The organism is Klebsiella sp. 2019SCSN059 (assembly GCF_021739525.1).
In the GTDB taxonomy this organism is placed as follows: domain Bacteria; phylum Pseudomonadota; class Gammaproteobacteria; order Enterobacterales; family Enterobacteriaceae; genus Klebsiella; species Klebsiella quasipneumoniae.
The window spans coordinates 154,255-173,431 of record NZ_JAKKOM010000005.1; the positions used below are offsets into that span (position 1 = coordinate 154,255).

Genomic DNA, 19,177 nt, shown 5'->3' on the forward strand with positions numbered 1-19,177 from the left:
AGGGATTACGCCAGTTCGGCAGAAGCGGTGAAAATCGGGATAAATGCAAAGTAAAAGACGAAATGTGTAAAATTTAATCTCATGGCGCCATTATTGGCACGTTTTATTCCTGAGCTGACGAGATTTTCTGCCTTGCGGCGTTGGGCGGCACGATCCGTCGTGGTGCGGGCTGCCCCAGCGCGGGGCAGCTGATGGTGAGAAAGGAGGCTTAGTCGAGCTGGGAGATCTCCATCGCCGCCCGGTCGATAATGCCGATGATCTGCTTGAGCTGGGCGGCGCTGCTGGCCTGCTGGTTCACTTTCAGGTCGAGGACCGCTTTGAAATTCTCCAGCGCGCGCTTCATCTGCGGATCGCGGCGCAGCTCGCAGCCGACCATCCGCGCCTGCAGACGCTCCTGGATATGGGCCAGATGCTCCTGGTTCTCCGCGTGCAGCTGTTTCCCCTCTTCGCTGATGACGATTTTTTTGCGTCCGTTGTCGTCTTCCACGCTGATGAGACCCTGGTCCTGGAGCAGATCCAGCGTCGGGTAGATCACCCCCGGGCTGGGACTGTAGTTCCCCTGGGTGAGGGTTTCGATCTCTTTGATCAGCTCATAGCCGTGGCTGGCGCTGCGGCTGAGGATGTCCAGAATAATCAGCCGCAGTTCGCCGTGGCCAAAGAAACGCTGGCGACGTCCGCCGCCGCGACGGCCATGGTCGCCGTGTTCGCTGGGGTCACCGTGGCGCCCGCGCGGCCCACGCCCGTCTTCATGATGATGTCGCATGGTTACCTCCTGCTATGTTTTGATATATCTAATTTATATCTAAAAAATGAATTCTCGCAATGCTGGTTGTGATTTATTTTTTAATTTGTTGATATTTATCTGTTTATTTTTGATTCTGGTATTTTAATGCGGTTTGTTTTGACTATATCAAAAAAAGACTTGCATTCTTTTTAGATGGCAATCATTATCATTTGCATCGAGTTTAGATATATCTATTTACTGTTCACGAAGGCGATCGATGATGACAAAAACCAAAGCAGACAAGTACCCGCAGCGTGTCCGCAATGAGCTGCGTTTCCGTGAGCTGACGGTGCTGCGCGTGGAGCGCGCAGGCGCGGCCTTCCAGCGCATCGTGCTGGGAGGCGAGGCGCTGGAAGGTTTCGTTTCCCGCGGCTTTGACGACCACACCAAGCTTTTCTTCCCGGAGCCGGGCGCGGCGTTTGCCCCGCCGCAGGTGACCGAGGAGGGGATTGACTGGGGCGAGGGCGTGCGGCCTGCTACCCGCGACTATACGCCGCTGTACGATGCCGAACGCCATGAGCTGGCGTACGACTTCTTTATCCACGACGGCGGAATCGCCAGCCGCTGGGCGCTGGAGGCAAAAGCGGGCGATAAGCTGGTGATCGGCGGTCCGCGCGGCTCGCTGGTAGTGCCGGAGGATTACGCCTGGCAACTGTATGTCTGCGATGAGTCCGGTATGCCGGCGCTGCGTCGTCGTCTGCTGGGTTTGCGTCAGCTGGCGGTGACGCCGCAGGTGACGGCCATCGTCACTATCGCCGATGCGTCATATAAAGATTATCTGGCGGATCTCGACGGCTTTAACATCGAGTGGGTGGTGGGCCACCATCCGGCGTTCGTCGCCGAGCGTCTGGCGCAGGTGAGGGTGCCGGCGGAGGATTATTTCATCTGGCTGACCGGCGAAGGCGCGGTGGTGAAATCGCTGCTGGCGCGCTTTGAGGATGAGAGCATCGATCAGCAGCTGGTGCGCTCGCAGGCGTACTGGCACAGCAAGTAAAAAGCCATCGTGGTCAAACCCGGATAGCGGCTTGCGCCTTATCCGGGCTACGGTTGGCGCCGATTTGTAGCCCCGGTAAGCGCAGCGCCACCGGGGGAAGTTTATCGTTCCGCCAGCGCTTTAAACACCATCGCCACCGCGTGGGCGCCGGGGTCCATGTTGCCGAGCAGGCTGTCGCTGTTGAGATAGGACGCTCGTCCGGCGCCGGCTTTGCCCGACTGGCAAGTGCGATCCGCGCCGGCCTGCGCCGCGGCAAAAGCGGCCTGCAGGTTCTCCGGTTCGGCGAGCAGCGCCGCCAGCGCTGGCTGCAGCGCGTCGATCATTGTCCGGTCGCCTTCCTCGGCGCCGCCGTAAAATTTCATCTGCTCCAGACCGGCGTTCAGCGCCTCGGCCACGCTGGCGCCGTGCCCCAGCTTCTGCCCGGCAGCGGTGAAGAAGATCGACATCAATACCCCGCTGGAGCCGCCCATCACCACCGTCAGGCGTTCGCCCGTGAGCGCGAACAGCGTGGGCAGATCGTTCAGCGGCAGCTGCTGGCGCTGCAGCAGGTCGGCAATCTCACGCGCCCCGGCGGCGAAGGTGGAGCCGGTATCGCCATCGCCCACTTTGGCATCCAGCGCGTTGAGATGGTCTTCAAGCCCGACGAGGGTGCCGGTCACCTGGGCCACGTAATCACCCACCTGCGGGTTGGCCGAAGGCGTAAAGTCGACGCGCGGGCTGGCGAGAGTGGACGGCATGATGTTAACCGTCCGCGGCTGCACCGGCCGCGGCCAGCCGGCGGTTTCCACATCCGCCAGCAGCGCTTTCTCAATACTCTCTTCCAGCACGATGGCGCTCAGCGAGAAACCCTTCATATCCAGGGCCGTCACCAGCGAGGCCGGGCCAATCAGCCAGTCAACGCGCGCCTGCAGCGGCGTGTTGGCCAGTTCGCGGGTCAGGATCGCCATTTCGGCCACCGACACGCCGCCGAGGTTATTGAGCATCACCGCCAGACGGCCGGTTTCCGGCAGGGCAGCGGTCAGTTTTTCCACCATCAGGTTGACGATGTCCGCACTGTTTTGCGTGGCGATGGTGGAGGCGCCAGGTTCGCCGTGGATACCCATTCCCAGCTCGGCGTGGCCGGCCTGATGGCGCGGCGCGCTGTCCGCCTCCTGCGGCAGATGGCAGCTGGCCAGCGCCACCCCGATGCTGGCGGTGTGGTTGGCGGCATACTGCGCTTCGCGCAGAACGGTGGCGAGATTGTAGCCGCGCTCGGCAAAATAGCCCGCCACCTTATGGACGAACAGCGTACCGGCGATGCCGCGCGGCTGTTTGTTTTCCGGCAGCGAAATGTCGTCGCCGACGATCAGCATTTCCACGTTGTAGCCGAGACGGCGCGCTTTCTCCGCCGCGAGGCCGAAGTTCAGCCGGTCGCCGGTATAGTTTTTTACGATCAGCAGGCAGCCCGCCTCGCCGGTCACCGCCTGAATGGCGGTAAGCACCGCGTCGACGCTCGGCGAGGCGAACAGATCGCCACAAACCGCGGCGGTCAGCATGCCTTTACCAATAAAGCCGACGTGCGCCGGTTCGTGGCCGGCGCCGCCGCCGGCGATCACCGCCACGTTGTTTTTATTCAGGTCGCGACGGACCACCACCCGGATCGCCGGGTCGCTCTCCAGCCGGGCGAGGTTGTTCCACGGACTGGCGATGATGGTTCCCTCAATCACATCGTTGACGAGGCTGGCGCGCTGGTTAAAAAAGAATTGAGACATAGTGGTTCCTGAAGAGTAAGCGAAAACTCACCCTCCGGAGGCAGGCCTCCGGAGCGGTAACGGACAAAGTGGATTTAGTGACGGATAAGGCGCTGGCGGCGCATATCGAGCGCGATGGGCTCGCCGGGCTGCACGCTGTTCAGCGCCTCGCCCTGCTGACACAGCCAGGCGATCCCCGCCGCGCGGGCGATAATCGCGCCGTGGGCCTGTTCGCTGCCGTCGCGCAGGCACAGGCCTTTCACGCGGCTGGCATCCAGTTGCAGGACGGCCGACGGGAACATGTTGTCAGCGATAATAATGGTCGGCTCGCCGGGCGTCGGCAGCGTTTCCTGCACGTCCTGCAGATGGCGCAGGGTGCGCTGCAGAATATCTTCGATATCGATATAGCGCGCCTGGAGATAGGGGTCATCCAGCTGGCGATACTGCTGGCTGAGCTCCATCAGCACCTGATGCCACGCCCATTCCGCCGAGCACGGCTCGGTGAGCAGACGATCGTTGGCGGCATCAAACAGATCCTCATCGTCGAGCAGGGTGTGGTGCCCGGCGAAAATCGCCGCGATATCGGCGTTAAATTTATTCTCCGCCAGCTCGGTCAGGGCAGTGAGATCCGCCAGCGTCTGGTCGATAGCCCGGCGCAGTCGCTGCTGTTCGCGGGCGACATCGGCGGCGGCCGGGCGGACCGGCTGGATCAGGGCCAGCGGATAGCGCAGCGCGATGCCTTCGACGCGCTCGGGGGCGGCCGGGGCCGCTGCCGGTTGCGCCGCAGGCGATTCGCCGAAGTTATCAGCGGCCAGCGCCTGAAACGCCGCCAGCGCCGCATCGGCCTCTGGCCCGCGGGCCAGCAGGCGCAGCTTATCGTTGCGCCTCACCTGCAGCAGGGCGATTTGGTTGAGGCTGTCCGGTTTGACGCACTTCCCGTTTTTCTCCAGCAGCAGATCGGCGTTAAAGCCCGCCAGCGCGGCGACCAGCTTCGACGCCGGACGCACGTGCAGGCCGTTGTGGTTCTGTATGACGACCGCAAGCGACTTGCTGTCGCCATCGTCGGCAAGCGTCGGCGCCGGGGCGGCGTCAGGGGTTGGCGAAGGTAAACCCAGCTGGATCCGTTTGGCCTCCAGAGCGTTCATGGCGTCGGCGATCACTTTGTCGATCCCGGCGCCGGAGGCGGCGCTGACGGTGGCCGCCAGCGTCCCCTCCACCAGCGGCGCGGCGCACAGCCGCACCTTCGCGGCAATCGCCGGATCGAGCAGGTCGAGGGCGGTCTCGGCGCTGAGCAACGCGCTGCCGATATCCATCATCACCAGCACGTGGTCGGTATCGGCGACGGATTCGATCGCTTCCATGACCTTGATCGGATCGGTGCCGATCGGGCTGTCTGGATCGTCGATCCCGGCGGCGATCGCCAGCTTGCAGCCGTCGTTGATTAACATCTGCCGGGCCAGTTCTCCGACACCTTCGCCCAGCCGGGCGCTATGAGAAACAATAACCAGGTTTACCATCGCGATTTCCTTACTCTTTGGCCGCGGCGGCCAGCATCTGCATCATAAACATCACTGACGTGGCGCCCGGATCCTGATGGCCGATGCTGCGTTCGCCAAGGTAGCTGGCGCGGCCTTTGCGCGCCTGCATGGTGATGGTGCTGTGGGCGCCGGCCTCCGCTGCTTTGCAGGCGGCATCCAGCGCGGCGGCGATCGACAGATGCTGCTCGCTGGACTGGCGCAGGGAGTCCACCACCGGCAGCCAGACGTCGCACATGGTTTTATCCCCTGGTTCCGCTTTACCGCGGTTGACGACGCCGTCCGCGCCTTCGCGGATCATCAGGTACAGTTCGTCGAGGGTCAGGCTCTGGTGGGCCTGAGTGACCTGCGCGGCGCGAATGAAGAAGGTGCCGAACAGCGGGCCGCTGGCGCCCCCGACGTTGGAGAGCAACGTCATGCCGGTGTTTTTGAGGATAAAGCCAATATCTTTATCGGCAATCGACGGCAGCTTTTCCACCACCTTGCTGAACCCGCGGTGCATATTCAGGCCGTGGTCGGCATCGCCGATCTCTTTATCGAGGCCGGTGAGAAAATCGCTCTCTTTGGTGAAGATATCGCCGCAGCGGTACAGCCAGTCGACGATTTGCGTTCTGTTCAGTGACATGTCGTGCTCCTTAGTTTCCCCAGTTCAGCGCCGGGGTATGAACCGGGGCGTCCCATAGCGCCAGCGTCTCATCATCCACTTTCAGCAGTGTGATGGAGAAGCCTGCCATATCCAGCGAGGTGCAGTAGCTGCCGACGAGGTTGCGTTCGATGATGATGCCGGACGCTTCGCAGCGCTGGGCGAGCCGGTGATAGACGCCGTACAGTTCGGACAGCGGCGTGGCGCCGAGGTTGTTGACCATGGCGATGACCCGGTCGCCGTTTTGTAGCGCGGTTTTGCTCTGCTTCACTTCCTGCCACGCGCCCTTAACGGTATCCCACTGGCGCAGCGTGCGGCTGTAGGCGCCATTCTCCAGCAGGGTATCGAACATCTCATCGACGGTTTGGTCCAGCGAGCTGAAGCGACGGCGGTCGATGCCCGGCTCGCCGTGAATGCCGACGCCGAACTCCATTTCATCGTCCTGCAGGGTAAAGGAGGGTTGTCCGGCGGCCGGTACGGTGCAGGCGCCGAGGGCGATGCCAATGGAGTGGCCGAGATTATTCAGGCGGCGCCCCAGTTCAGCGCAGGCCTCCAGCGAATCGCCGCGCTCGGCGGCGGCGCCGACCAGTTTTTCGATCAGTACGGTATTGGCGACGCCGCGGCGGCCTGCGGTATAGAGACTGTCTTTCACCGCCACGTCGTCGTCGACCACCACGGTGGTGACTTTAATGCCGCTCTCATGCAGCAGCTCGGTGGCGGTTTCGAAGTTCAGGATGTCGCCGGTGTAGTTTTTGATAATCAGCAGGACGCCTTCGCCGCCGTCAATCTGCATCGCGCATTCGAACATTTTATCCGGCGTCGGCGAGGTGAAGATTTCCCCCGGGCAGGCGCCAGAGAGCATCCCCTGGCCGATATAGCCGCAGTGCATCGGCTCATGGCCGCTGCCGCCGCCGGAGAGGAGGGCGACCTTGCCGGCCACCGGCGCGTCGGCGCGGGTGACGTACAGCGGGTCCTGGTGCAGGGTCAGCTGCGGGTGGGCTTTAGCCAGCCCCTGTAATTGTTCATTCAGTACATCTTCAACACGGTTAATCAGCTTTTTCATTATTCAGTGCTCCGTTGGAGAAGGTTCGATGCGGCCTCTCTGCTGGCGGAGGCGGTCATCGCGTAGGGGTATCGTCTGACGGTGCAGCGTGCCTGGCGATATGATGATTCTGGCTGAGCGGACGAAAAAAAGAATGCCCCGGCGATCGGGTTTCATTACGAAACATCGCCTGCTGATTTTGTTTCTTTATGGAACGTTTTTGCTGAGGAAACGGTGAAAATGCGAGCTGGCGCGCTTTTTTTCCTCTGTCTTAAGCGCCGGTCATCGCGGCTGGGCCAGCGGGCGGAAAAAAATTTTTTGCTAAATTTCCCCCGGCTGTGGGGAAAAAGCCTGCCGCTAAAGGGGGATGGTAAGGGAATTATGCGGCAGAGGAGCGGATCGGGATCGCAATCCTGACGAAGACTAGGGTTTTTTGTTCCAATATGGAACATAAAAATTTAACCTGTGTTTCATATCAGAACAAAAAGGCGAAAGATTTTTTTGTTCCGTGCCGGCCCTACAGTGATCGCACTGCTCCGGTACATTCCGTTGAGGCCGCGCTTTACCGGCCGGCGCGGATAACGCCAGGGCTCATCATGTCTACATGCGCACTTATTTGAGGGTGAAAGGAATGCTAAAAGTTATTCAATCTCCAGCCAAATATCTTCAGGGTCCTGATGCTGCTGTCCTGTTCGGTCAATATGCCAAAAACCTGGCGGAGAGCTTCTTCGTCATCGCTGACGACTTCGTGATGAAGCTGGCGGGGGAGAAAGTGGTGAATGGCCTGCAGAGTCACGATATTCGCTGCCATGCGGAACGGTTTAACGGCGAATGCAGCCATGCGGAAATTAACCGCCTGATGGCGATTTTGCAAAAACAGGGCTGCCGCGGCGTGGTTGGCATCGGCGGCGGTAAAACCCTCGATACCGCGAAAGCGATCGGTTACTACCAGAAGCTGCCGGTGGTGGTGATCCCGACTATCGCTTCGACCGATGCGCCGACCAGCGCGCTGTCGGTGATCTACACCGAAGCGGGCGAGTTTGAAGAGTATCTGATCTATCCGAAAAACCCGGATATGGTGGTGATGGACACGGCGATTATCGCCAAAGCGCCGGTACGCCTGCTGGTCTCCGGCATGGGCGATGCGCTCTCCACCTGGTTTGAGGCCAAAGCCTGCTACGATGCGCGCGCCACCAGCATGGCCGGGGGGCAGTCCACCGAGGCGGCGCTGAGTCTGGCCCGCCTGTGCTATGATACGCTGCTGGCGGAGGGCGAAAAGGCCCGTCTGGCGGCGCAGGCCGGGGTGGTGACCGAAGCGCTGGAGCGCATCATCGAAGCGAACACCTACCTCAGCGGCATTGGCTTTGAAAGCAGCGGCCTGGCCGCCGCCCACGCGATCCACAACGGTTTCACCATTCTGGAAGAGTGCCATCACCTGTATCACGGCGAGAAAGTGGCCTTCGGCACCCTGGCGCAGCTGGTGCTGCAGAACAGCCCGATGGACGAGATTGAAACCGTGCTGGGCTTCTGCCAGCGCGTCGGCCTGCCGGTGACCCTCGCGCAGATGGGCGTCAAAGAGGGGATCGACGCGAAAATCGCCGCGGTGGCGAAAGCCACCTGCGCGGAAGGGGAAACCATCCACAATATGCCGTTTGCGGTGACCCCGGAGAGCGTGCACGCCGCTATCCTCACCGCCGATCTGTTAGGCCAGCAGTGGCTGGCGCGTTAATTCGCGGTGGCTAAACCGCTGGCGCCGGTCGGCGGTCTTTCTTTCTCCCCTCTGGCAGCGGCTGCCGGAGGGGTTCTCTATGGTAAAACGCGGAAAACAGTATGACTGTTCAGACTCAGGATACCGGGAAGGCGGTCTCTTCCGTCATCGCCCAGTCATGGCATCGCTGCAGCAAGTTTATGCAGCGCGAAACCTGGCAAAAACCGCACCAGGCCCAGGGCCTGACCTTTGACTCGATCTGTCGGCGTAAAACCGCGCTGCTGACCATCGGTCAGGCGGCGCTGGAGGACGCCTGGGAGTTTATGGACGGTCGCCCCTGCGCGCTGTTTATCCTTGATGAGACCGCCTGTATTCTGAGCCGCTGCGGCGAACCGCAAACGCTGGCGCAGCTGGCTGACCTGGGGTTTCGCGACGGCAGCTACTGCGCGGAGAGCATTATCGGCACCTGCGCGCTGTCGCTGGCCGCGATGCAGGGGCAGCCGATCAACACCGCCGGCGATCGGCATTTTAAGCAGGCCCTGCAGCCATGGAGCTTTTGTTCGACGCCGGTGTTCGATAACCACGGGCGGCTGTTCGGCTCTATCTCGCTTTGCTGTCTGATGGAGCACCAGTCCAGCGCCGACCTCTCCCTGACGCTGGCCATCGCCCGCGAGGTGGGCAATTCCCTGCTCACCGACAGCCTGCTGGCGGAATCCAACCGCCACCTCAATCAAATGTACGGCCTGCTGGAGAGCATGGACGACGGGGTGATGGCGTGGAACGAACAGGGGGTACTGCAATTTCTCAATGTTCAGGCGGCGAGACTGCTGCATCTTGATGCCCAGGCCAGCCAGGGAAAAAATATCGCCGATCTGGTGACCCTGCCGGCGCTGCTGCGCCGCGCCATCAAACACGCCCGCGGCCTGAATCACGTTGAAGTCACCTTTGAAAGCCAGCACCAGTTTATCGACGCGGTGATCACCTTAAAACCGATTGTCGAGTCGCAAGGCAACAGCTTTATTCTGCTGCTGCACCCGGTGGAACAGATGCGGCAGCTGATGACCAGCCAGCTGGGCAAAGTCAGCCACACCTTTGAGCAGATGTCAGCCGACGATCCGGAAACCCGGCGGCTGATCCACTTTGGCCGCCAGGCGGCGCGCGGCGGCTTTCCGGTACTGCTGTGCGGTGAAGAGGGGGTGGGGAAAGAACTGCTGAGCCAGGCCATCCACAATGAAAGCGAGCGGGCGGGCGGCCCCTACATCGCCGTCAACTGCCAGCTGTATGCCGACAGCGTGCTGGGCCAGGACTTTATGGGGAGCGCCCCCACCGATGATGAAAATGGCCGCCTGAGCCGCCTTGAACTGGCCAACGGCGGCACCCTGTTTCTGGAAAAAATTGAGTATCTGGCGCCGGAGCTGCAGTCCGCCCTGCTGCAGGTGATTAAGCAGGGAGTGCTTACCCGCCTCGACGCCCGCCGCCTGATCCCGGTGGATGTGAAGGTGATCGCCACCACCACCGTCGATCTGGCCAACCTGGTGGAACAGAACCGCTTTAGCCGCCAGCTGTACTATGCGCTGCACTCTTTCGAGATCGTCATTCCGCCGCTGCGCGCCCGGCGCAACAGTATCCCGTCGCTGGTGCATAACCGGCTGAAAAGCCTGGAGAAGCGTTTCTCTTCCCGGCTGAAAGTGGACGATGACGCGCTGGCCCAGCTGGTGGCCTACTCGTGGCCGGGAAATGATTTTGAGCTTAACAGCGTGATAGAGAACATCGCCATCAGCAGCGATAACGGCCACATTCGCCTGAGCAACCTGCCGGAATATCTCTTTTCCGATCGGCCGGGGGCCGATAGCGGCTCATCGCTGCTGCCGGCCAGCCTGACCTTTAGCGCCATCGAAAAAGAGGCCATCATCCACGCCGCCCGGGTGACCAGCGGGCGGGTGCAGGAGATGTCGCAACTGCTGAATATCGGCCGCACCACCCTGTGGCGCAAAATGAAGCAGTACGATATCGACGCCAGCCAGTTCAAGCGCAAGCATCAGGCCTAGTCTCCTCGATACGCGCCATGGAGAACAGGGCGTCCGACAGACGATTGCTGTAGCGTTTGAGCGCGTCGCGCAGAGGGTGCGAGCGGTCCATGGCCGTCAGCAGACGTTCCAGCCGACGGGCCAGGGTGCGCGCCACGTGCAGCTGGGCGGAGGCGAGATTCTTCCCCGGGATCACAAACTGTTTCAGGGGGCCGCTTTCGGCCATATTGCGGTCGATAAGTCGCTCCAGGGCGGTGATCTCCTCCTCGCCGATCGTCTGGCTCAGGCGGACCAGGCCCCGCGTATCGCTGGCCAGTTCGGCCCCCAGCGCGAACAGCGTCTCCTGAATCTGATGCAGACTTGCCCGCAGCCCGGCGTCGCGGGTGGTGGCATAGCAGACGCCCAGCTGGGATATCAGTTCATCGACGGTGCCGTAGGCCTCGACGCGAATATGGTCTTTCTCGATGCGGCTGCCGCCGTACAGGGCGGTGGTGCCTTTATCTCCGGTGCGGGTATAGATACGGTACATTCAGCTTCTCTCACTTAACGGCAGGACTTTCACCAGCTGCCCGGCGTTGGCGCCGAGCGTACGCAGATGATCGCGGCTATCGGTGACGTGCCCGGTCGCCAGCGGCGCGTCCGCCGGCAGCTGGGCATGGGTTAGCGCGATCTCGCCGGCTGCGCTGAGCCCAATGCCCACCCGCAGCGTCGAGCTTCTGGCCGCCAGGGCGCTCAGCGTATCGGCGTCACCGCCTTCGTCGCAGGATACGGTCTGGCAGGGGACCCCCTGCTCCTCCAGCCCCCAGCACAGCTCATTGATGGCGCAGGCATGGTGCCCGCGCGGATCGTAAAACAGGCGTACGCCCGGCGGTGAAAGCGACATGACGGTCCCCTCGTTAACACTCAGAATGCCTGGCGGAAAATCGCGGCAATCTCCTGCTCGTTGCCCTTACGCGGGTTCGAGAACGCGTTGCCGTCTTTCAGGGCCATCTCCGCCATGTAAGGGAAGTCGGCCTCTTTCACCCCCAGATCGCGCAGATGCTGCGGAATCCCGATATCCATCGACAGACGCGCGATGGCGCCGATAGCTTTTTCCGCCGCGTCGAGGGTCGACAGTCCGGCGATATTTTCGCCCATCAGTTCGGCGATATCGGCGAATTTTTCCGGGTTGGCGATCAGGTTATAGCGAGCCACGTGCGGCAGCAGGACGGCGTTGGCCACGCCGTGCGGCATGTCGTACAGCCCGCCCAGCTGATGCGCCATGGCGTGCACATAACCGAGGTTGGCGTTATTGAAGGCCATCCCGGCCAGCAGAGAGGCGTAGGCCATGTTTTCCCGCGCCTGAAGATTGCTGCCGAGGGCGACGGCCTGGCGCAGGTTGCGGGCGATGAGGCGGATCGCCTGCATGGCGGCGGCGTCAGTCACCGGGTTGGCGTCTTTAGAGATATAGGCCTCTACGGCGTGGGTCAGGGCATCCATCCCGGTCGCCGCGGTCAGGGCGGCCGGTTTGCCGATCATCAGCAGCGGATCGTTGATGGAGACCGACGGCAGGTTGCGCCAGCTGACGATCACAAACTTCACTTTGGTTTGGGTGTTGGTCAGGACGCAGTGGCGGGTGACCTCGCTGGCGGTGCCGGCGGTGGTGTTGACCGCGACGATGGGCGGCAGCGGGTTGGTCAGGGTCTCAATCCCGGCATACTGATAAAGATCGCCCTCATGGGTGGCGGCGATGCCGATGCCTTTGCCGCAGTCGTGCGGGCTGCCGCCGCCCACGGTGACGATAAGGTCGCACTGCTCGCGGCGAAACACGGCGAGACCGTCGCGCACGTTGGTGTCTTTCGGGTTCGGCTCGACGCCGTCAAAGATCGCCACCTCGATGCCGGCCTCCCGCAGATAATGCAGAGTTTTATCCACCGCGCCATCTTTTATCGCCCGCAGGCCTTTGTCGGTAACCAGCAGGGCTTTTTTACCCCCCAGCAGCTTGCAGCGTTCACCGACCACGGAAATAGCGTTGGGGCCAAAAAAGTTAACGTTTGGCACCAGATAATCAAACATACGATAGCTCATAATATACCTTCTCGCTTCAGGTTATAATGCGGAAAAACAATCCAGGGCGCACTGGGCTAATAATTGATCCTGTTCGACCGTACCACCGCTAACGCCGACGGCACCAATTATCTGCTGGTTTAAAATAACCGGCAGGCCGCCGCCAAAAATAATGATTCGCTGTTGATTGGTCAGCTGTAGACCATACAGAGATTGTCCGGGCTGGACCGCTGGCGTAATTTCATGGGTGCCTTGTTTCAGGCTGCAGGCGCTCCAGGCTTTATTCAGCGAAATATCGCAGCTGGAGACAAAGGCTTCGTCCATCCGCTGGACAAGCAGCGTGTTGCCGCCGCGGTCAACCACGGAAAATACCACTGATACGTTGATCTCGTTAGCTTTTTTCTCCACTGCTGCCGCCATTTTCTGGGCGGCGGCCAGGGTGATAGTCTGAATGTGTTGGCTCTTGTTCATGATTATCTCCCGCGCCAGGGTAATGCTGACGCGAATAGTCAGTAGGGGGCTAAAGTTAAAAAAACTATCGCCACGCGGTTGGCTTAATTTATTTTTCTCAGCGTTATTTTGTCGCCCGCCATGATTTAGTCAACAGGTCAAAAAAGGTCTCAGAAAAACGCGAGGGCGGGATTTTTTTATTAATTGATTTATATCAATGCTGGCGATCACATTTTTTATTTTAGCCGTTGCGGCGGGGTTTCATAGTGAAACTGTTTGCCGATTTAACGTGCCAGATTGAAACAAAATTAATTTTATTTTTTTCACCAGTGGCTCCTTTAAAGTTCCGCTATTGCCGGTAATGGCCGGGCGGGCAGCGACGCTGGCCCGGCGTGTTCGCTACCGTCTGCGGATTTCACCTTTTGAGCCCATGAACAATGAAAAGATCAAAACGATTTGCAGTACTGGCCCAGCGCCCCGTCAATCAGGACGGGCTGATTGGCGAGTGGCCTGAAGAGGGACTGATCGCCATGGAAAGCCCCTTTGACCCGGTCTCGTCGGTCAAAGTGGAAAACGGTCGGATCGTTGAGCTGGACGGCAAGCGCCGGGACCAGTTTGACATGATCGACCGGTTTATCGCCGACTACGCGATCAACATTGAGCGCACGGAGCAGGCGATGCGTCTGGAGGCGCTGGAGATAGCCCGCATGCTGGTGGATATCCACGTCAGCCGGGAGGAGATCATCGCCATCACCACCGCCATCACGCCGGCCAAAGCGGTTGAAGTCATGGCGCAGATGAACGTGGTGGAGATGATGATGGCGCTGCAAAAGATGCGCGCCCGCCGAACGCCCTCCAACCAGTGCCATGTCACCAACCTGAAGGATAATCCGGTGCAGATTGCCGCCGACGCCGCCGAGGCCGGGATCCGCGGCTTCTCCGAGCAGGAGACCACGGTCGGTATTGCGCGCTATGCCCCGTTCAACGCCCTGGCGCTGCTGGTCGGCTCGCAGTGCGGCCGCCCCGGCGTGTTGACGCAATGCTCGGTGGAAGAGGCCACCGAGCTGGAGCTGGGCATGCGTGGCTTAACCAGTTACGCCGAGACGGTGTCAGTCTACGGCACCGAGGCGGTATTTACCGACGGCGATGACACCCCATGGTCAAAGGCGTTCCTCGCCTCGGCCTACGCCTCCCGAGGGCTGAAAATGCGCTACACCTCCGGCACCGGCTCCGAAGCGCTGATGGGCTATTCGGAGAGCAAGTCGATGCTCTACCTCGAATCGCGTTGCATCTTCATTACCAAAGGCGCCGGGGTGCAGGGTCTACAGAACGGGGCGGTGAGCTGCATCGGCATGACCGGCGCCGTGCCCTCGGGCATTCGGGCGGTGCTGGCGGAAAATCTGATCGCCTCCATGCTCGACCTCGAAGTGGCCTCGGCCAACGACCAGACCTTCTCCCACTCGGATATCCGCCGCACCGCGCGCACCCTGATGCAGATGCTGCCGGGCACCGACTTTATTTTCTCCGGCTACAGCGCGGTGCCGAACTACGACAACATGTTCGCCGGCTCGAACTTCGATGCGGAAGATTTTGATGATTACAACATCCTGCAGCGCGACCTGATGGTTGACGGTGGACTGCGTCCAGTGACCGAGGCGGAAACCATCGCCATTCGCCAGAAAGCGGCGCGGGCGATCCAGGCGGTCTTTCGCGAGCTGGGGCTGCCGCCGATCGCCGACGAGGAGGTGGAGGCCGCCACCTACGCGCACGGCAGCAACGAGATGCCGCCGCGTAACGTGGTGGAGGACCTGAGCGCGGTGGAAGAGATGATGAAGCGCAATATTACCGGCCTCGATATTGTCGGCGCGCTGAGCCGCAGCGGCTTTGAGGATATCGCCAGCAATATTCTCAATATGCTGCGCCAGCGGGTCACCGGCGATTACCTGCAGACCTCGGCCATTCTCGATCGACAGTTCGAGGTGGTGAGCGCGGTCAACGACATCAATGACTATCAGGGGCCGGGCACCGGCTATCGCATCTCCGCCGAACGCTGGGCGGAGATCAAAAATATTCCGGGCGTGGTCCAGCCCGACACCATTGAATAAGGCGGTATTCCTGTGCAACAGACAACCCAAATTCAGCCCTCTTTTACCCTGAAAACCCGCGAGGGCGAGGCGGCTTCTGCCGATGAACGCGCCGATGAAGTGGTGATCGGCGTCGGCCCCGCCTTCGATAAACACCAGCATCACACCCTGATCGATATGCCCCATGGCGCGATCCTTAAAGAGCTGATTGCCGGGGTGGAGGAAGAGGGACTTCACGCCCGAGTGGTGCGCATTTTGCGCACGTCCGACGTCTCCTTTATGGCCTGGGATGCGGCGAACCTGAGCGGCTCGGGGATCGGCATCGGTATCCAGTCGAAGGGGACCACGGTCATCCATCAGCGCGATCTGCTGCCGCTCAGCAACCTGGAGCTGTTCTCCCAGGCGCCGCTGCTGACGCTGGAGACCTACCGGCAGATTGGCAAAAACGCCGCGCGCTATGCGCGCAACGAGTCACCTTCGCCGGTGCCGGTGGTGAACGACCAGATGGTGCGGCCGAAATTTATGGCCAAAGCCGCCCTGTTTCATATCAAAGAGACCAAACATGTGGTGCAGGACGCCGAGCCCGTCACCCTGCACGTCGACTTAGTAAGGGAGTGACCATGAGCGAGAAAACCATGCGCGTGCAGGATTATCCGTTAGCCACCCGCTGCCCGGAGCATATCCTGACGCCCACCGGCAAACCATTGACCGACATCACCCTCGAGAAAGTGCTCTCTGGCGAGGTGGGCCCGCAGGATGTGCGGATCTCCCGGCAAACCCTTGAGTACCAGGCGCAGATTGCCGAGCAGATGCAGCGCCATGCGGTGGCGCGCAATTTTCGCCGCGCGGCGGAGCTTATCGCCATCCCTGACGAGCGCATTCTGGCTATCTATAACGCGCTGCGCCCGTTCCGCTCCTCGCAGGCGGAGCTGCTGGCGATCGCCGACGAGCTTGAGCACACCTGGCATGCGACGGTGAATGCCGCCTTTGTCCGGGAGGCGGCGGAAGTGTATCAGCAGCGGCATAAGCTGCGTAAAGGAAGCTAAGCGGAGGTCAGCATGCCGTTAATAGCCGGGATTGATATCGGCAACGCCACCACCGAGGTGGCGCTGGCGTCCGACGACCCGCAGGCGAGGACGTTTGTTGCCAGCGGGATCGTCGCGACGACGGGCATGAAAGGGACGCGGGACAATATCGCCGGGACCCTCGCCGCGCTGGAGCAGGCTCTGGCGAAAACGCCATGGTCAATGCGCGATGTGTCTCGCATCTATCTTAACGAAGCCGCGCCGGTCATTGGCGATGTGGCGATGGAGACCATCACCGAGACCATTATCACCGAGTCAACCATGATCGGTCATAACCCGCAGACCCCGGGCGGGGTGGGCGTCGGCGTGGGGACAACCATCGCCCTCGGCCGGCTGGCGACGCTGCCGGCGGCGCAGTATGCCGAGGGGTGGATCGCGCTGATTGACGACGCTGTCGATTTCCTTGACGCCGTGTGGTGGCTCAATGAGGCGATCGACCGCGGGATCAACGTGGTGGCGGCGATCCTCAAAAAGGACGACGGCGTGCTGGTGAACAACCGCCTGCGCAAAACCCTGCCGGTGGTGGATGAAGTGACGCTCCTGGAGCACGTGCCCGAGGGGGTGATGGCGGCAGTGGAGGTAGCCGCGCCGGGGCAGGTGGTGCGGATCCTGTCGAATCCCTACGGCATCGCCACCTTCTTTGAGCTGAGCCCGGAGGAGACCCAGGCCATCGTCCCCATCGCCCGCGCGCTGATTGGCAACCGCTCAGCGGTGGTGCTCAAGACCCCCCAGGGCGACGTGCAGTCGCGGGTGATCCCGGCGGGCAAGATCTACATCAGCGGCGAAAAGCGCCGTGGAGAAGCCGATGTCGCCGAGGGCGCGGAGGCGATCATGCAGGCGATAAGCGCCTGCGCTCCGGTACGCGACATCCGCGGCGAACCGGGCACCCACGCCGGCGGCATGCTCGAGCGGGTGCGCAAGGTGATGGCGTCCCTGACCGGCCATGAGATGAGCGCGATCCACATCCAGGATCTGCTGGCGGTGGATACATTTGTTCCGCGCAAGGTGCAGGGCGGGATGGCTGGGGAGTGCGCTATGGAGAATGCCGTCGGGATAGCGGCGATGGTGAAATCGGATCGTCTGCAGATGCAGGTTATCGCCCGTGAGCTGAGCGCCCGACTCCAGACTGAGGTGGTCGTGGGCGGCGTGGAAGCCAACATGGCCATCGCCGGGGCGTTAACCACGCCGGGCTGTGCGGCGCCGCTGGCGATCCTCGACCTCGGCGCTGGTTCGACGGATGCGGCGATCGTCAGCGCGGAGGGGCAGATCGCCGCGGTGCATCTCGCCGGGGCGGGAAATATGGTCAGCCTGCTGATTAAAACCGAGCTGGGTCTCGAGGATCTTTCGCAGGCGGAAGCGATAAAAAAATACCCGCTGGCCAAAGTGGAAAGCCTGTTCAGTATCCGCCACGAGAATGGCGCAGTGGAGTTCTTCCGGGAAGCCCTCAGCCCGGCGGTGTTCGCCAAAGTGGTGTACATCAAGGAGGGCGAACTGGTGCCGATCGATAACGCCAGCCCGCTGGAAAAAATTCGTCTTGTGCGCCGCCAGGCGAAGGAGAAAGTGTTTGTTACCAACTGCCTGCGTGCGCTGCGCCAGGTCTCCCCCGGCGGTTCCATTCGCGATATCGCCTTTGTGGTGCTGGTGGGCGGATCATCGCTGGATTTTGAGATCCCGCAGCTTATCACCGACGCCCTGTCGCACTACGGCGTGGTCGCCGGGCAGGGCAACATTCGGGGAACAGAAGGGCCGCGCAATGCGGTCGCCACCGGGCTGGTGCTGGCCGGTCATGCCGATTAAGCCGGCGCTCGCGCCAGCCTCTCTCTATAACGTGCTATTTCAGGATGCCAATGATGAACCAGACTTCTAGCTTAACCGGGCAGTGCGTGGCCGAGTTTCTTGGCACCGGACTGCTCATTTTCTTCGGCGCAGGCTGTGTCGCTGCGCTGCGGGTCGCCGGCGCCAGCTTTGGCCAGTGGGAAATCAGTATTATCTGGGGCCTCGGCGTCGCCATGGCCATCTATCTGACGGCCGGCGTCTCCGGCGCGCACCTTAATCCGGCCGTCACCATTGCCCTGTGGCTGTTCGCCTGTTTTGAACGCCGTAAAGTACTGCCGTTTATTGTCGCCCAGACGGCCGGGGCATTCTGCGCCGCCGCCCTGGTGTACGGGCTCTATCGTCAGCTGTTTCTCGATCTTGAACAGAGCCAGCATATCGTTCGCGGTACCGTCGCCAGCCTTAACCTGGCCGGGGTCTTTTCCACCTACCCGCATCCGCATATCACCTTTTGGCAGGCGTTTGCCGTAGAGACCACCATCACGGCGATCCTGATGGCGATGATCATGGCTCTGACCGACGACGGCAATGGCATCCCGCGCGGGCCGCTGGCGCCGTTGCTGATTGGCTTGTTGATCGCCGTGATCGGCGCGTCGATGGGGCCGCTAACCGGCTTTGCGCTGAATCCGGCGCGTGATTTCGGCCCTAAACTGTTTACCAGTCTGGCCGGCTGGGGCGCGATCGCCTTTACCGGCGGGCAGTCGATACCCTACTTTTGGGTGCCGCTGCTGGCGCCGGTGGTGGGGGCGATTATGGGAGCGTTTTTATACCGCAAGCTTATCGGCCACCATCTGCCGTGCGAATGCGGTAGCGATGAGTGAAACGGGGCCCGCCGTATCACGGCGGGCAACGAGGTTAACTTTCCCCGGCGAGTCGCCGGGGATCAGGGTTATTTCTTGATGACCGCATTGAGCTCGCCGAGTTTGGCGGCGGGGTTCTTGTGGCACTGCTGCAACATTTTCGGCACCGAGACGGTCTCGACTTCATGCCAGTCGACGTAGTCGCCGCCGCTGAAGTCGGTGTTGCGGTTCACCACCCAGAAGGCCACCGGGGTCATGCTTTTTGGGTTCAGATCCATAAACTCCTGACAGGTCATATTCTGCGGTGTGGTTTCCAGAATCGCGAACGCCGGGCTGGTCATCAGACAGAATGTGGTGGCCGCTACGGTCAGTACGAGTGCTTTAGGCAAATTCATTTTCTTCTCCAGTGACAAAAT

General features: G+C 61.2%; 19 protein-coding genes. 8 read left to right on the plus strand and 11 right to left on the minus strand.

Annotated elements, in window-relative coordinates; translation table 11 throughout:
* Positions 1–208 precede the first annotated feature (208 nt).
* Positions 209–763, minus strand: coding sequence for a PadR family transcriptional regulator (locus L2I46_RS08510; protein ID WP_023291070.1), 555 nt, complete (start codon positions 761–763; stop codon positions 209–211).
* Between the two features lie 238 nt (positions 764–1,001).
* On the opposite strand from L2I46_RS08510, the gene L2I46_RS08515 reads away from it, so the two are divergent.
* The gene (locus L2I46_RS08515; protein ID WP_162823504.1) at positions 1,002–1,778 is read left to right on the plus strand and encodes a siderophore-interacting protein; all 777 of its coding nucleotides are present in this window, start codon (positions 1,002–1,004) and stop codon (positions 1,776–1,778) included.
* Positions 1,779–1,879: 101 nt separating this feature from the next.
* On the opposite strand, the gene L2I46_RS08520 is transcribed toward L2I46_RS08515, so the two are convergent.
* The 5 genes from L2I46_RS08520 to L2I46_RS29615 all read right to left on the minus strand — a co-directional run bounded on the left by L2I46_RS08520 (position 1,880) and on the right by L2I46_RS29615 (position 7,108).
* Complete coding sequence (locus L2I46_RS08520; protein WP_048298371.1) at positions 1,880–3,529, minus strand: glycerone kinase; 1,650 nt, start codon at positions 3,527–3,529, stop codon at positions 1,880–1,882.
* Positions 3,530–3,603: 74 nt separating this feature from the next.
* The gene (gene dhaM / locus L2I46_RS08525; protein ID WP_101862525.1) at positions 3,604–5,025 is read right to left on the minus strand and encodes a dihydroxyacetone kinase phosphoryl donor subunit DhaM; all 1,422 of its coding nucleotides are present in this window, start codon (positions 5,023–5,025) and stop codon (positions 3,604–3,606) included.
* 10 nt (positions 5,026–5,035) lie between these two features.
* The gene (gene dhaL / locus L2I46_RS08530) at positions 5,036–5,668 is read right to left on the minus strand and encodes a dihydroxyacetone kinase subunit DhaL (RefSeq protein ID WP_017899726.1); all 633 of its coding nucleotides are present in this window, start codon (positions 5,666–5,668) and stop codon (positions 5,036–5,038) included.
* Between the two features lie 10 nt (positions 5,669–5,678).
* Positions 5,679–6,749, minus strand: coding sequence for a dihydroxyacetone kinase subunit DhaK (dhaK, locus tag L2I46_RS08535; protein ID WP_065882628.1), 1,071 nt, complete (start codon positions 6,747–6,749; stop codon positions 5,679–5,681).
* Positions 6,750–6,904: 155 nt separating this feature from the next.
* Positions 6,905–7,108 (minus strand): hypothetical protein, encoded by a 204-nt coding sequence (locus tag L2I46_RS29615; RefSeq protein WP_101862546.1) that lies wholly within the window; start codon positions 7,106–7,108, stop codon positions 6,905–6,907.
* Positions 7,109–7,359: 251 nt separating this feature from the next.
* On the opposite strand from L2I46_RS29615, the gene L2I46_RS08540 reads away from it, so the two are divergent.
* On the plus strand, positions 7,360–8,457 hold the full coding sequence (locus L2I46_RS08540; RefSeq protein WP_008806556.1) for a glycerol dehydrogenase: 1,098 nt from the start codon (positions 7,360–7,362) through the stop codon (positions 8,455–8,457).
* 101 nt (positions 8,458–8,558) lie between these two features.
* A complete protein-coding gene (gene dhaR, locus L2I46_RS08545) occupies positions 8,559–10,484 on the plus strand; it encodes a dihydroxyacetone kinase operon transcriptional regulator DhaR (protein WP_023291064.1) in 1,926 nt (641 codons plus the stop codon).
* Here dhaR and L2I46_RS08550 read toward each other — a convergent pair.
* From L2I46_RS08550 to L2I46_RS08565, 4 genes are read right to left on the minus strand one after another with little or no spacing between them, the layout of a single operon-like run.
* A complete protein-coding gene (locus L2I46_RS08550; RefSeq protein WP_072420631.1) occupies positions 10,462–10,992 on the minus strand; it encodes a cob(I)yrinic acid a,c-diamide adenosyltransferase in 531 nt (176 codons plus the stop codon). The two genes, dhaR and L2I46_RS08550, sit on opposite strands and share 23 nt — an antisense overlap.
* Positions 10,993–11,346 carry a glycerol dehydratase reactivase beta/small subunit family protein gene (locus L2I46_RS08555; RefSeq protein WP_023291062.1) on the minus strand — a complete coding sequence of 118 codons (354 nt, stop codon included), beginning with the start codon at positions 11,344–11,346 and terminating at the stop codon, positions 10,993–10,995.
* A gap of 20 nt (positions 11,347–11,366) precedes the next feature.
* Entirely contained in the window at positions 11,367–12,530 is a 1,164-nt protein-coding gene (dhaT, locus tag L2I46_RS08560; protein ID WP_236947748.1) for a 1,3-propanediol dehydrogenase, read from the minus strand.
* A gap of 21 nt (positions 12,531–12,551) precedes the next feature.
* Positions 12,552–12,980, minus strand: coding sequence for a GlcG/HbpS family heme-binding protein (locus L2I46_RS08565; RefSeq protein ID WP_065882633.1), 429 nt, complete (start codon positions 12,978–12,980; stop codon positions 12,552–12,554).
* A 416-nt stretch (positions 12,981–13,396) separates the two neighbouring features.
* Here L2I46_RS08565 and L2I46_RS08570 point away from each other — a divergent pair, with 416 nt between their 5' ends.
* Genes L2I46_RS08570 through L2I46_RS08590 form a run of 5 tightly spaced genes read left to right on the plus strand, consistent with a single transcriptional unit; the run spans position 13,397 to position 18,782 of the window.
* Positions 13,397–15,064: a propanediol/glycerol family dehydratase large subunit gene (locus L2I46_RS08570; RefSeq protein ID WP_023291059.1), complete on the plus strand. Its 1,668-nt coding sequence runs from the start codon at positions 13,397–13,399 to the stop codon at positions 15,062–15,064.
* Between the two features lie 12 nt (positions 15,065–15,076).
* Positions 15,077–15,661, plus strand: coding sequence for a propanediol/glycerol family dehydratase medium subunit (locus tag L2I46_RS08575; RefSeq protein WP_236947750.1), 585 nt, complete (start codon positions 15,077–15,079; stop codon positions 15,659–15,661).
* 2 nt (positions 15,662–15,663) lie between these two features.
* On the plus strand, positions 15,664–16,089 hold the full coding sequence (locus L2I46_RS08580; protein ID WP_023291057.1) for a glycerol dehydratase small subunit DhaB3: 426 nt from the start codon (positions 15,664–15,666) through the stop codon (positions 16,087–16,089).
* Positions 16,090–16,101: 12 nt separating this feature from the next.
* A complete protein-coding gene (locus tag L2I46_RS08585; RefSeq protein WP_236947752.1) occupies positions 16,102–17,925 on the plus strand; it encodes a diol dehydratase reactivase subunit alpha in 1,824 nt (607 codons plus the stop codon).
* A 53-nt stretch (positions 17,926–17,978) separates the two neighbouring features.
* The gene (locus L2I46_RS08590) at positions 17,979–18,782 is read left to right on the plus strand and encodes an MIP/aquaporin family protein (RefSeq protein ID WP_117132920.1); all 804 of its coding nucleotides are present in this window, start codon (positions 17,979–17,981) and stop codon (positions 18,780–18,782) included.
* Between the two features lie 68 nt (positions 18,783–18,850).
* Here L2I46_RS08590 and hdeB read toward each other — a convergent pair whose 3' ends face one another.
* Complete coding sequence (hdeB, locus tag L2I46_RS08595) at positions 18,851–19,156, minus strand: acid-activated periplasmic chaperone HdeB (RefSeq protein ID WP_032454129.1); 306 nt, start codon at positions 19,154–19,156, stop codon at positions 18,851–18,853.
* Positions 19,157–19,177 lie beyond the last annotated feature (21 nt).

What these genes read in the sequence shown, in the direction of transcription:
- L2I46_RS08510 (WP_023291070.1), bottom strand. Translation starts at nt 763, where the DNA reads ATGCGACATCATCATGAAGACGGGCGTGGGCCGCGCGGGCGCCACGGT.
- L2I46_RS08515 (WP_162823504.1), top strand. Translation starts at nt 1,002, where the DNA reads ATGATGACAAAAACCAAAGCAGACAAGTACCCGCAGCGTGTCCGCAAT.
- L2I46_RS08520 (WP_048298371.1), bottom strand. Translation starts at nt 3,529, where the DNA reads ATGTCTCAATTCTTTTTTAACCAGCGCGCCAGCCTCGTCAACGATGTG.
- dhaM (WP_101862525.1), bottom strand. Translation starts at nt 5,025, where the DNA reads ATGGTAAACCTGGTTATTGTTTCTCATAGCGCCCGGCTGGGCGAAGGT.
- dhaL (WP_017899726.1), bottom strand. Translation starts at nt 5,668, where the DNA reads ATGTCACTGAACAGAACGCAAATCGTCGACTGGCTGTACCGCTGCGGC.
- dhaK (WP_065882628.1), bottom strand. Translation starts at nt 6,749, where the DNA reads ATGAAAAAGCTGATTAACCGTGTTGAAGATGTACTGAATGAACAATTA.
- L2I46_RS08540 (WP_008806556.1), top strand. Translation starts at nt 7,360, where the DNA reads ATGCTAAAAGTTATTCAATCTCCAGCCAAATATCTTCAGGGTCCTGAT.
- dhaR (WP_023291064.1), top strand. Translation starts at nt 8,559, where the DNA reads ATGACTGTTCAGACTCAGGATACCGGGAAGGCGGTCTCTTCCGTCATC.
- L2I46_RS08550 (WP_072420631.1), bottom strand. Translation starts at nt 10,992, where the DNA reads ATGTACCGTATCTATACCCGCACCGGAGATAAAGGCACCACCGCCCTG.
- L2I46_RS08555 (WP_023291062.1), bottom strand. Translation starts at nt 11,346, where the DNA reads ATGTCGCTTTCACCGCCGGGCGTACGCCTGTTTTACGATCCGCGCGGG.
- dhaT (WP_236947748.1), bottom strand. Translation starts at nt 12,530, where the DNA reads ATGAGCTATCGTATGTTTGATTATCTGGTGCCAAACGTTAACTTTTTT.
- L2I46_RS08565 (WP_065882633.1), bottom strand. Translation starts at nt 12,980, where the DNA reads ATGAACAAGAGCCAACACATTCAGACTATCACCCTGGCCGCCGCCCAG.
- L2I46_RS08570 (WP_023291059.1), top strand. Translation starts at nt 13,397, where the DNA reads ATGAAAAGATCAAAACGATTTGCAGTACTGGCCCAGCGCCCCGTCAAT.
- L2I46_RS08580 (WP_023291057.1), top strand. Translation starts at nt 15,664, where the DNA reads ATGAGCGAGAAAACCATGCGCGTGCAGGATTATCCGTTAGCCACCCGC.
- L2I46_RS08585 (WP_236947752.1), top strand. Translation starts at nt 16,102, where the DNA reads ATGCCGTTAATAGCCGGGATTGATATCGGCAACGCCACCACCGAGGTG.
- L2I46_RS08590 (WP_117132920.1), top strand. Translation starts at nt 17,979, where the DNA reads ATGAACCAGACTTCTAGCTTAACCGGGCAGTGCGTGGCCGAGTTTCTT.
- hdeB (WP_032454129.1), bottom strand. Translation starts at nt 19,156, where the DNA reads ATGAATTTGCCTAAAGCACTCGTACTGACCGTAGCGGCCACCACATTC.